Source organism: Knoellia sinensis KCTC 19936 (genome assembly GCF_000768705.1).
Taxonomy (GTDB): Bacteria; Actinomycetota; Actinomycetes; order Actinomycetales; family Dermatophilaceae; genus Knoellia; species Knoellia sinensis.
This window is the reverse complement of record NZ_AVPJ01000007.1, coordinates 190,211-201,975: the sequence shown is the minus strand read 5'-3', so window position 1 is coordinate 201,975 and position 11,765 is coordinate 190,211. Positions and strand designations below refer to the sequence as shown.

Sequence of the window (11,765 nt, the reverse complement as noted above, 5' to 3'; positions counted from 1 at the left end):
CGGGCGCGGGCGTGGCTCCCGTGCGGCGGACGACTCCGGGCGTGGGGCAGGGCGGCGAGGAGCGCTCGCAGGCCGGCGCCCGCGCGTGTCCACCGTGAAGACGGCGTCGTCGTCACCGACGGGACGTCGAGGCGCCCGCGGCCGACCCCTCTGGGGGATGGGCTGGGCGTCGTCTCCGCGAGTCGGGCGTTCGGGCATCAGCCCATCCTCCGCTGCCTGCGGTCATCGACGCAAAACGGCGCGCCGACCCCTGGGCGCGATTGACTGCCGGGGGCTGGGGGATGATCGACGCGATGAGCGAGTCCTCCCAGCCCCCACCGTCCCGCCACGGCGCGAGTCCCACGCACCCTGCAGTGAGTGTCGTGATCCCGGTCCTCAACGAGAGTCGCCACCTGCGCGACGCCGTCGGCCAGGTCCTGGCCCAGTCGTATGCCGGCGACCTCGAGGTCGTGCTCGCGCTCGGCCCGTCGACGGACGACACCGATGCCGTGGCCGCCGACCTCGCGCGTGGCGACGAGCGGGTCCGTCTGGTGCCCAATCCGAGTGGTCGGACGCCGGCAGCCCTCAACGCGGGCATCGCCGCCGCACGCCACGACATCATCGTCCGGGTCGACGGCCATGCCGAGATCCCGGAGGACTACGTCGCGACGGCCGTCCGCACGCTGGACGAGACCGGTGCCGACAACGTCGGCGGACTCATGAAGGCCGTGGGACGCACGGCGTTCGAGCGTGCCGTGGCGTGCGCCATGCGCAGCCGGATCGGTGTCGGCGGCGGCACCTTCCACGTGGGCGGGGGAGCGGGACCGGTGGACACCGTCTATCTCGGCGCGTTCCGGCGCAGCGCCCTCGACCGGGTGGGCGGCTACGACGAGCGCTACACGCGCACGCAGGACTGGCACCTCAACCTCAAACTGCGCCAGACCGGTGGGACGATCTGGTTCACGCCCGACATGGAGGTGACCTACCGGCCGCGCTCCAGCGTCAAGGCGCTCGCGAAGCAGTACTTCCAGTACGGCCAGTGGCGCCGGGTCGTGGCCCGCGAGCACCCCGACACCCTCAACGCGCGCTACCTCGCGCCCCCGGCGATGGTCGTCGGCACGACGCTGGCGACCGCGCTGGGACTGGTCTGGGCGCCTGCGCTCCTGGTGCCAGCGGCATACGTCGCAGGAATCACCGCGGGAGGTGTGGCGATCAGCGGAGGCGAGCCAGCACGGACGCGGGCGCTCACCCCGGTTGCGCTCGCGGTGATGCACTGGTCGTGGGGCACCGGATTTCTCACCAGCCCCCGCTCCTTGGGACGATGACGCCCATGCGCATCCTGATGCTCGTCGCCACGAGTCTGGCGACGGACACCCGAGTCAAGCGCGAAGCGGCGGCCCTCGTCGACGCCGGACACACGGTGCACGTCGTCGGTCGGTCGGTGCCCGAGGACTTCGTCGCAGGCCCCGGAATCACCACCTCGTCGGTCGGCACGTCGTCGGTCTTCCGCAAGGAGGGCGGGACCTCGCTCCAGGGCCGGCGGCTGCCGTGGCACCTGCGCCTCGCGCGCTGGGTCCTGCTGCCGCAGCACAGCAAGTCGTCGTTCACACGCTGGGCGTCGGGGGCCTACGAGGACGCACGCGGGCGCGAGTTCGACGTCGTCCACGCCCACGACTTCACCGCCCTCGAGGCGGGGGAGCGGCTCGCCAGAGAGCACGACGTCCCGCTCGTCTACGACACCCACGAATACTGGCCGGGCCGTACCCGTTCGCACCGCCCCACTCCGGTGCAGCGCTGGCGCGAGGCGCGCGTCGAGAAGCGGCTCGGTGACCGTGCCGCTGCCGTCATCACGGTCGGCGACGGGGTGGCCGACGCCCTGCGGCGCGACTACTCGTGGCCGCACATCACGGTCGTGCGCAACTCGTTCCCGCTGCCGACCTCACCCGACCCGGAACTCACCTCACCCACCGGTGCCCTGTATGCCGGCCGCCTGGCTCCGTTCCGCGATCTCGAGACCGTGGCCCTCGCCAGCCGCACCTCGTCGGTCCCCATCGAATTGCGCGGGCCCGCCGATGAGAGCTGGCTCGACACGTTCGAACCGGAGCAGCTCACCGTGTCACCGCCGGAGTCGGTGGACGAGGTCACCGAACGCCTGCGCCGCCTGGGCATCTCACTGGTGACGATGGCTCCGGGCTGGGAGAACAACGTCCTCGCCATGCCCAACAAGATCTTCCACGCGGTCCACGCCGGAGTGCCCATGGTCGTGAGCGACGTCGGTGAGATCGCCCGGCTGACCCGCGAGCTCGGCCTCGGTCGGACCTACGCCCCCGGTGACGCGCAGAGCCTCGTCGCGGCCCTCAACGAGGTGGCCGCCGACTACCCAGCGGTGCGCGCGAAGGTCATTGCGGCACGTGACGAACTGAGCTGGCCGCGGGACGCAGCAGCGCTCACGGAGGTCTACCAGCGGTTGCAGTCGAGGCCCTCGGGCTCCTCTACACTCGGGGAGCCCGGATCGACCGATCCGAGCGGGAGCGAGGACGATGAGTAGCGAATCATCCGTGGCTGCGCGTGAGTCGGAGAACGAGTTCACGACCACGCACCACGTGTACGAACCCCACACGGCCGGGCTGCCGCCCATCCGGTCCTACGCAACCGAACTGTGGCGTCGGCGCGAGTTCGCGGCCGCGGCCTCGCAGGCGAACCTGCGGGCTGCCAACACCATGACCGTCTTCGGTCAGCTCTGGATGGTGCTCAACCCGCTGCTGCTCGCCGGGGTCTACTTCCTGCTCGTGAACATCCTGTCAGGGGGCGGCAGGGGCATGGACTTCTTCGCCAGGCTCACGGCCGGCCTGTTCACCTTCTACTTCGTCCAGGGCGCGATGACCAACGGCGCGGGATCGGTGATCGGGGGCGGCAAGCTGCTCCTCAACACCGCCTTCCCCCGGCTGCTCATGCCGTTCTCCGCCGTCCGGACCGCGTTCTTCCGGTGGCTGCCGACGGTGCCGATCTATTTCGTCTTCCACATCTGGGCGGGCAACCCGTGGAAGTGGCAGATGCTCGCGGCGATCCCGTTCCTCTTCCTCATCGTGATCTTCTCGATGGGACTCGCCGCCCTGTTCGGCGCGCTTCAGGTCTACTTCCGCGACACCTCGAGCTTCCTGCCCTATCTCAACCGGATCTGGCTCTATGCCTCGCCCGTGCTGTGGCAGATCACGGACCTGCCCGCGCGGATGGCTGGCGTGGCACCGATCCTCGAGACGGTGAACCCGCTCTTCTCGTTGCTCGGTGGCTACACGGAGGCGCTGACGCAGGGCATCATCCCGGACTTCAAGGTGTGGGTCATCGCGACGATCTGGGCGGTCGCCTCCTTCACCATCGGTTCGCTGTTCTTCATCTCGAGGGAGCGTGAGTTCGCTGTCCGGCTCTAAGAAATCTGTTCCCACCCCGGGCATCACCGTTCGTGTCGAGAACCTCTCGATCAGCTACCGCACCACGTTCGAGCGGGTCCCGACCTTCAAGAACGCCATCACGCGCTTCGGTCGCGGGCAGCGCGCGGTCAAGGAGATCAAGGCGCTCAAGAACGTCACCTTCGACGTTCCCGACGGCACCTTCCTCGGCATCATCGGCTCCAACGGCGCCGGCAAGTCCACGCTCATGCGCAGCATCGCCGGGATCCTCCCGCCCAACGAGGGCCGCATCGAGGTCAACGGCCGCATCTCGCCGCTCCTGTCGCTCGGCGTGGGCTTCAACGCCAACCTCTCGGGTCGCGAGAACATCACGCTCGGCGGTCTCGCCGCGGGTCTCTCGCGCCGTGAGGTCGCCGACCGCGCCGAGGCGGTGACCGAGTTCGCCGGCATCGAGGAGTTCATCGACGCCCCGATGCGGACCTACTCCTCGGGCATGTATTCGCGTCTCGCGTTCTCCGTCGCCGTCCACATGGACCCCGACATCCTCATGATCGACGAGGCACTGTCCGCCGGTGACGCAGCGTTCAAGACGAAGGCCGCCGAGAAGATGCAGGAACTGCGCGACAACGCCCGCGCGATGTTCCTCGTGAGCCATTCGATGGCCTCGATCACCCAGCTCTGCAACCGCGCGATCTGGCTCCACAAGGGCCAGCTCATGATGGAGGGCGAGCCCAAAGAGGTCATCGACAAATACAACGAGTTCCTCAAGGTGGGGCCGTCGGCCGTGACCCTCGAGGACCTCTGACCTCGTGGATGTCTCGCTCCTCAGCTCGGGCCATGACGTCTCCGACGCTCGGCTCCACCGGATCGCCGCTGCATGCATCCGGGCCGGGCTCGAGGTCGAGGTGCTCGGACTCGGTGATCCCGGCGGTGCGCCCCGGGGCATGAGCCGGGTCACGTCGCGTCCGCGACCCGGCATGGTGGGCCGAGCCCTGCTCGCCGGGCGTTATGCCGCTCGCGCCGAGGGGCAGGTCATCGTCGCCCTCGACCCGGACTCGCTCATCGCCAGCCTGTTGCTCGGGCGCCCGCGCGGCCGCAAGGTCGTCGCCGACGTGCACGAGGACTATGCGGCGCTGCTCGCGGACCGAGCGTGGGCCACGGGAGTGACCGGTGCAGTGGCCCGTGGGGTCGTCGGTGTCGCCAATTCCGCTGCTGCCCGGGCGGACCTGACGTTCGTCGCGGACGAGCACGTGCCGCCGCGCACAGCCCGGCGACGGGTCGTCGTGCGCAACACCCCGGACCGGTCCATGCTGCCGATGCAGACCGAGATGACGCCGTCGGACGAGCCGCGAGCCGTCTATGTGGGTGACGTCCGGCGCAGCCGCGGCCTGTTCGCGATGGTGGGAGCACTCGCAGAGGCATCGACCTGGCACCTCGACCTCGTGGGCCCGGTCGCAGCGGCGGATCGCGAGGAGCTCGACCTGGTGCTCCGCGAGCCGGGACTGCGGGACCGGGTCACCCTGCACGGCCAACTCCCGCCGGACCAGTCGTGGGCCGTGGCTCGACGCGCATGGGTTGGCCTGAGCCTGCTCGCCGACACCCCGGCCTTCCGCGACGCGATGCCGAGCAAGGTCATCGAGTACCTCGCGTGCGGCCTTCCCGTGCTCACCACCGACCTTCCCCGTCCTGCTGCCGCCGTGCGGGATGCCGGCGCCGGGGCGGTCGTCCCGGCTGGAGCCGACGACGAGGTCGCCCTCACTGCCGCGCGGGTGCTGCGAGGCTGGTCCGAGGACCCGGGGAGTCTCGCTGCTGCCCGGGCCGCTGCGTCGGCCACCAATGGCCGTGCCCACGCCGAGCCCAGCCCCTACGACGAGGCCGCCTCGGCCATCAGTGACCTCGCCCGAGACCGGAGGACTCCATGACGACACCCTCACCCGCAGAGCGGGCACGCACTGTGGCGGCCGGCATACGACGTCGCGCGAAGCGCGCTCTATCACCCGGTGGGCGAGTGCACTCGGCCATCCCGCCGCAGGTCAAGGAGGTGCTGCGAGGCGTGCGACGACGACTGCCCGCCTCGGGTGCCCGGGTCCTCGACCGCGCCACCGGCACGACCGCGCTGCCGGCCGACAGCCACCCTCCCCGTCCGGTGGTTGCAGACGAGCCGGTGCGACTGCTCGTCGCGCCGGCGAACTTCGCCGGCCAGGGTGACGCGTGGGCCCGCTGTGCGCGCGAGCACCTCGACGGCGTCGCGAGTGTGTCGATGATGACCGACAACAAGTTCGCCTTCTCCGTCGACCAGGAGGTGCCGCCGGACGTCTATCGCGACCGTGCCTGGCAGCTCAGCCAGCGCGAATGGGCTCTGGGCACCTTCACGCACGCCCTCGTGGAGGCCGTTCGCCCCGTGTTCGGGCCCCTCTACGGCCCCACCGCGGCGGGTGACGTCGCGCAGCTGACCAAGCACGGCGTGTCCGTCGCGATGATCAGCCACGGCAGCGACATCCGGGTGCCGAGCGCGCACGCGGCGCGCTTCCCGCACTCGCCCTTCGACGACGCGGAGGACCGCACGACGACGATCCTCGAGGCTCGGGCCAAGCAGAACGTCGGCATCCTCGAGAAGTTCGACGGACCCGTTTTCGTGTCGACGCCCGACCTCCTCGACTACGTGCCCAAGGCGACGTGGTGCCCGGTCGTCATCGAGCCCGACCGCTGGGTCAGCCAGGTCCCGGTCCTCGAGCGAGAGGTACCCGTGGTCGTCCATGTCCCGAGCAGCTCGCGCCTCAAGGGGTCCGAGCTCGTCGACCCGATCATGCGGGAGCTGGAGGCCGAGGGGCGCATCGTCTATCGCTCGGTGCGCGACCTGACCCATGCCGAGCTGGCCGAGGTCTACAAGGACGCCGACATCGTGCTCGACCAGTTCGTCCTCGGCCTCTATGGCGTGGCCGCTGCCGAGGGCATGGCTGCGGGCCGGGTCGTCGTCGCCTATGTCACCGACCCGGTGCGCGAGCGTGTGCGTGAGGCCACCGGCCTCGATGTGCCCATCGTCGAAGCCGACCCCGACTCCGTGCGTGAGACCCTGCTGGACCTCCTCGCCGACCGCGAGAAGGCCAGGACCATCGCGGCTCGTGGCCCGGAGTTCGTGAGGTCGGTCCACGACGGCCGGATGTCGGCGGGCGTCCTCAGCGGCTTCCTCGGAGTCCCGGCGCCGAACGCCTGAGCGGAGTTGACCCACTGGCGTGAACCCGGCGTCCTCATCGCCGCAACCGCGCTCAGGTCGAGCGATGCACCAATGGGCGAGCCGACCACCCACGGATGGTCGGCTCGCGAATTGGTGGCTCGCTCGAGCGGTCTAGTCGCGCGCGGAGACGGCCCGGCGCCCGGCGACGGCGCGGCGGGCTGCGTTGATGCCGACCACCACGTCGGGGTGTGGGGTCCGCTGCGCGAGCAGCCACGCGGCCTTGTGCGAGCGGGCGTCGTGGCTGAAGACGACGTCGCAGGTCGCCGCGAGCTCGATGGCGTTCCGGCTGGTCGCGGTGGTGTAGCCGAACTTCGTCCCGACGTTGGGGAGCACCTTCTTGATCGCGTCACGCGTCACCACGACCGGGGTGACCTCGCTCGAGTTGATGCGGCGCTTCGCCGAGGCCTTGCCGCGCCGGTAGGTGTCACGGGCCTTGAGGCGCACGGCGTTGCTGCGCCAGCGGGCGGCCGCGACCACTCGCTCGGGGAGCGGGGTCGACGCAGGGGCGACGGACGCGGGGACCGCCTCGGGACTCGCCCCCGGCGTGGCGTCGTGGTGCTCGTGCTCCTGCATCGACTCGGGCAGCTGCTCCTCGAGCTGCTCGGTCGGCACACCCAGCTCGTCCTCGGACGCGTCGATGTCCTTCGCCTCGGCGTCGTCGTCGTCGTCGCGGCGTGCCACTCGGCGCAGCGTCGCCGCGTCCACGTCGACCTGGGCGTCAGGTCCGTCGAGCAGGGTCTCGATGCGCAGGGTGCGCTGGAGGACGCCCATGCGGGGGCGGGTCACCAGGTGCGCGACGACGGGCAGCGGCTCCTTGGGGAGCTCCCGCGCCACCCAGACGACCTCGTCCAACGGGTCGAGGCCCAACTCGTCGCGCAGTGAGTCGACGAGTCCGGCGTGGTGGCCACGTCCACTGTCGATGATCATGACCCTCATGCCGTGCGTCCTTCCAGGGAGTCGCGGCCGCCGGCGAGTTCACGCAGCGCTTCGACCCGAGGCTGGAGCTGCAGGTCGCGGGCGAACGTCAGTGAGTAGTCGCGGCAGGCCTGACGGACCTCGGGGGTGGCGTTGCGCGCCGCCTCGGCGGCAGCCTCGAGGGCTCGGGCGATCGACTCGGGTTCGAGGTCGTCGACCGGGAACCACAGTGGATAGTCCCGAAGGACGTCGCTCGCGGCGTTGCCGGGGTCGTGCACGGAGACGATCGGGAGGGCTGTCGAGGTGTATTCGAAGACCTTGCCGCTCGTGACGTACTTGCCCGCGCCGAGGATGAGGAGGCAGACGTCGAAGTTCTCGTAGACCTGCCGGACCTCGGCCTTGGGGACCGGGCCGCCATAGCTGAGGTTGACGTCGGAGTACTCGTCGATGAGGTTCAGGAGCACCGGGCTCGGCGTCGAGTAGAAACCGAGGTAGCCGCGCACCTGGGCGGTCGCCGTCGCGAGCTCGGGGTGTCGCTCATGGGCGACGCGCCAGCCCTCCGCGAACTCGGCGAGGGGCACCTTGGGGGAGACCGTCCCGATGTAGCCGAAGGAGAGGGGCTTGTCCGCTGGCGGGGCCTCGAGCTGGGGCTCGGGAGCGAACTCCGGGTCGTAGCCGTTGGCCACGACGTGCATGCGGTCGGCGATGTCGGGGTGGCGCTCGGCGTGCCACGCCCGGATGGGTTCGTTGACGAACCACACCTCGGACGACTTCTCCAGGAGTGAGCGCTCGAGCTGCTCGACCCGTCCACCTTCCTCATGGAGAAGTGAACCGTCGAAGACATCGAGCATCCACGCGTCGCGGTAGTCCATGACGTAGGGGACACCGTGCTGCTCGTTGAGGATCTGGGCCGCGGCGAAGTCGACGTTGGGGTTGGCCGTGGCCACGACGAGGTCGACGGCGTCACGAGCGTGGATCTGCAGGGCTGCCGCGCGCAGGGGTCCCCACCACGGGCCGTAGGCCGCCTCCGGGAAGTCCTTCTGGTCCTCCTTGGCCCGCCACTTGCGCCAGAGCCTCGGGGCGAAGACCCGCGCGGCGCTCCAGCGCCGCAGGTCGCTCTCCATGCCCGGCCAGTCGAACGGGATGCGCACGACCTCGATGCTCTCGTCGACCTGCTCCTCCATCGAGGGGTCCGTGCCCGTGTAGCGCTCGAACGCCTCGCGCTCGGCCGTCAGGACCGTGACGCGGCACCCGGCGCGGGCGAAGGCGTTCGCGGTCGCGAGTGCCCGGTAGACCCCGCCTGCCCGGCACGGGGGGAATCCCCATGCGACATAGAGAACGTGGGGCGACTCGTCGGGCATCAGACCTCCGGCATCGATCGATCACGCGCACGACAAGAGGTCGCGGCGCATGTGGACCTGATCGAGGATATCGGCCCTTTCGTCCCCGCGCCCCGTGGCCCCTAGTGTGTGCGCATGACCGACGCAGCTCAGGCGCAGCCCGCCGATGTTCGAATCGTCCCGTCCGCCGACGTCTCGCCCGAGGCGGTGATCGGCTCCGGCTCGTCGGTCTGGCACCTGGCGCAGGTCCGCGAGAAGGCCGTTCTCGGCAAGAACTGCATCGTGGGGCGCGGCGCCTATGTCGGCACCGGCGTGACGATGGGTGACAACTGCAAGCTGCAGAACTACGCGCTGGTCTATGAGCCGGCAGTCCTCGAGAACGGCGTCTTCGTCGGTCCCGCAGTGGTGTTCACCAACGACCACTTCCCCCGCTCGATCGATCCGGACGGCAATCTCAAGCGCGGCGACGACTGGGAGGCCGTGGGCGTCACGTGCAAGGAAGGATCCTCCATCGGCGCTCGCTCCGTGTGCGTCGCGCCGGTGACCATCGGTCGGTGGGCCCTGGTCGCCGCGGGGTCGGTCGTCACCAAGGACGTCCCCGACTTCGCCCTCGTCGCCGGGGTGCCCGCGAGGCGGATAAGGTGGGTCGGCCGTGCCGGCGTCCCCCTGGAAGCAGGCACCGAGCCGAACACCTGGGTCTGCCCCAAGACCGGTGAGACCTACATCGAAGACCACGAGAGCCTGACGGAGGCTACGAAGTGAACGAGTTCATCCCCCCGGCAAAGCCCCTCATCGGAGACGAGGAGCGCGCTGCCGTCGACCGCGTCCTGCGCAGCGGCATGCTGGCGCAGGGCCCGGAGGTCAAGGCGTTCGAGGAGGAGTTCTCCGCGCACTTCAACCTCGGTCGCGCCTGCGTGGCCGTGAACTCGGGCACGAGCGGCCAGCACCTCGGTCTGCTCTCGAGCGGCGTCAAGGCCGGCGACGAGGTCATCGTCCCGTCCTTCACGTTCGCGGCGACGTGCAACTCCGTGGCGCTCACGGGTGCGAAGCCGGTCTTCGCCGACATCGACGCCGATGACTTCTGCATCTCGCCCGCCGCCATCGAGGCCGCGATCACCGACAAGACCGTCGGCATCATGCCGGTCCACCTCTACGGTCACCCCGCCAAGATGGACCAGATCATGGCCCTCGCCGACAAGCACGACCTGCAGGTCTACGAAGACGCGGCTCAGGCGCACGGCGCCTCGCTGGGCGGCACGCCGGTCGGCGCCTTCGGCACGTTCGCGATGTTCTCGCTCTACCCGACCAAGAACATGACGTCGGGCGAGGGCGGCATGGTCTCCATCGCCGACGCGGAGATCGAGCGCCTCATGCGCCTCTACCGCAACCAGGGCATGGAGAAGCAGTACCACAACGAGGTCGTCGGCTTTAACACCCGCATGACCGACATCCACGCCGCGATCGGCCGTGAGCAGCTCAAGAAGGTCGACGCCTGGACCAAGGCCCGCCAGGACAACGCGGCCTTCCTCAGCGCGAACCTCGAGGGGGTCACGACGCCGCCGGTGGCCGAGGGTGCCGTGCACGTCTACCACCAGTACACCGTGCGCGTCCCCGAGGACCGTGACGGTCTGGCCGCCGCGCTCAAGGAGCAGTTCAACGTCGGCTCGGGCATGTTCTACCCGGTGCCCAACCACCAGCTGAAGCCCTTCGCCGGTGGCACGAACGACGCGGACCTCCCCGAGACGATGAAGGCCGCCGCCGAGTGCCTCTCGCTCCCCGTCCACCCGAGCCTGAGCCAGGCCGACCTCGAGCGCATCGTCGAGGGCGTCAACACCCTTGCCAAGGCAGGTGCCTGATGGCCAACCTGCGCGCGGGCCTCATCGGCCTCGGCATGATGGGCCGCCACCACGGCCGGGTCCTCGGCAGCCTTCCGGGCGTCGACCTCGTGGCCGTGGCCGACCCGGGCGGTGACGTCCACGGGATCGCCGGTGGTCGTCCGGTCCTCGAGAACATCGAGCAGCTCATCCAGCAGGGCATCGACTACTGCATGGTCGCGGTCCCGACGATCTATCACGAGGAAGTCGGGCTGGCGCTGGCCGAGGCCGGCGTGCACGCGATCATCGAGAAGCCCCTCGCCCAGGACACCCCGGCTGCCACCAAGGTCGCGGATGCGTTCGAGGCCAAGGGCCTGGTCGGCGCGGTGGGTCACATAGAGCGCTACAACCCGGCACTGCAGGAGGCGCGCCGCCGCCTCGAGGCCGGCGACCTCGGTGACGTCTACCAGGTCTCGACGCGTCGTCAGGGACCCTTCCCGGCACGCATCGCCGATGTCGGCGTCGTCAAGGACCTCGGCACCCACGACATCGACCTCACGGCGTGGGTCACCCAGCAGACGTTCACCGCGGTGGCCGCGCGGACGGCATACAAGAGCGGTCGTGAGTTCGAGGACCTCGTCGCCGTGACAGGTCAGCTGTCCAACGGTGTCGTGACCAACCACCTCGTCAACTGGCTGTCGCCGCTCAAGGAGCGGGTCACGATCATCACCGGCGAGAAGGGCGCGTTCGTCGCCGACACCCTCACCGCGGACCTGACCTTCTATGCCAACGGCGAGATCGCGACGACGTGGCACGACATCGCGCAGTTCCGGGGTGTGTCCGAGGGCGACGTCGTGCGCTTCGCGATCGCCAAGCCGGAGCCGTTGCGGGTCGAGCACGAGCAGTTCCGTGACGCGGTCCTCGGCAAGGAGGCCGACATCGTCACGATGAAGCAGGGTCTCGAGACCGTGCGCGTCGCCGAGGCGTGCATCGAGTCCGCCAAGACCGGACAGACCGTCACGCTCTGACGCACCTCACGACGAAGGCCCACCTCCCGCGGAGGTGGGCCTTTGTC

General features: G+C 69.8%; 11 protein-coding genes. 9 read left to right on the top strand and 2 right to left on the bottom strand.

Annotation, left to right across the window (positions count from 1 at the left end; translation table 11 throughout):
* Positions 1–293: 293 nt before the first annotated feature.
* The 6 genes from N802_RS11335 to N802_RS11310 are packed head-to-tail and all read left to right on the top strand — an operon-like array spanning position 294 to position 6,600.
* Positions 294–1,304, top strand: a complete 1,011-nt coding sequence (locus N802_RS11335) for a glycosyltransferase family 2 protein (protein ID WP_245613917.1) — start codon at positions 294–296, stop codon at positions 1,302–1,304.
* A gap of 5 nt (positions 1,305–1,309) precedes the next feature.
* Positions 1,310–2,527: a glycosyltransferase gene (locus tag N802_RS11330; protein ID WP_052109839.1), complete on the top strand. Its 1,218-nt coding sequence runs from the start codon at positions 1,310–1,312 to the stop codon at positions 2,525–2,527.
* Positions 2,528–2,537: 10 nt separating this feature from the next.
* The gene (locus N802_RS11325) at positions 2,538–3,407 is read left to right on the top strand and encodes an ABC transporter permease (RefSeq protein ID WP_245613916.1); all 870 of its coding nucleotides are present in this window, start codon (positions 2,538–2,540) and stop codon (positions 3,405–3,407) included.
* Positions 3,385–4,191 (top strand): ABC transporter ATP-binding protein, encoded by an 807-nt coding sequence (locus N802_RS11320; RefSeq protein WP_245613915.1) that lies wholly within the window; start codon positions 3,385–3,387, stop codon positions 4,189–4,191. Before N802_RS11325 ends, N802_RS11320 begins: the two co-directional genes overlap by 23 nt.
* A 4-nt stretch (positions 4,192–4,195) precedes the next feature.
* Positions 4,196–5,308: a glycosyltransferase gene (locus tag N802_RS11315; RefSeq protein ID WP_035916195.1), complete on the top strand. Its 1,113-nt coding sequence runs from the start codon at positions 4,196–4,198 to the stop codon at positions 5,306–5,308.
* Positions 5,305–6,600 (top strand): glycosyltransferase family protein, encoded by a 1,296-nt coding sequence (locus N802_RS11310; RefSeq protein ID WP_156971372.1) that lies wholly within the window; start codon positions 5,305–5,307, stop codon positions 6,598–6,600. Before N802_RS11315 ends, N802_RS11310 begins: the two co-directional genes overlap by 4 nt.
* A gap of 132 nt (positions 6,601–6,732) precedes the next feature.
* Here N802_RS11310 and N802_RS11305 read toward each other — a convergent pair whose 3' ends face one another.
* Together N802_RS11305 and N802_RS11300 are read right to left on the bottom strand one after the other, a co-directional pair.
* The gene (locus tag N802_RS11305) at positions 6,733–7,557 is read right to left on the bottom strand and encodes a hypothetical protein (RefSeq protein WP_035916193.1); all 825 of its coding nucleotides are present in this window, start codon (positions 7,555–7,557) and stop codon (positions 6,733–6,735) included.
* The gene (locus N802_RS11300) at positions 7,554–8,897 is read right to left on the bottom strand and encodes a glycosyltransferase (protein ID WP_035916191.1); all 1,344 of its coding nucleotides are present in this window, start codon (positions 8,895–8,897) and stop codon (positions 7,554–7,556) included. The genes N802_RS11305 and N802_RS11300 overlap by 4 nt, the downstream gene beginning before the upstream one ends.
* A 114-nt stretch (positions 8,898–9,011) precedes the next feature.
* Here N802_RS11300 and N802_RS11295 point away from each other — a divergent pair, with 114 nt between their 5' ends.
* Genes N802_RS11295 through N802_RS11285 form a run of 3 tightly spaced genes read left to right on the top strand, consistent with a single transcriptional unit; the run spans position 9,012 to position 11,718 of the window.
* Positions 9,012–9,638, top strand: coding sequence for an acyltransferase (locus tag N802_RS11295; protein WP_035916189.1), 627 nt, complete (start codon positions 9,012–9,014; stop codon positions 9,636–9,638).
* Positions 9,635–10,732 carry a DegT/DnrJ/EryC1/StrS family aminotransferase gene (locus N802_RS11290; protein ID WP_035916188.1) on the top strand — a complete coding sequence of 366 codons (1,098 nt, stop codon included), beginning with the start codon at positions 9,635–9,637 and terminating at the stop codon, positions 10,730–10,732. The genes N802_RS11295 and N802_RS11290 overlap by 4 nt, the downstream gene beginning before the upstream one ends.
* On the top strand, positions 10,732–11,718 hold the full coding sequence (locus N802_RS11285; RefSeq protein ID WP_035916187.1) for a Gfo/Idh/MocA family protein: 987 nt from the start codon (positions 10,732–10,734) through the stop codon (positions 11,716–11,718). Before N802_RS11290 ends, N802_RS11285 begins: the two co-directional genes overlap by 1 nt.
* Positions 11,719–11,765 lie beyond the last annotated feature (47 nt).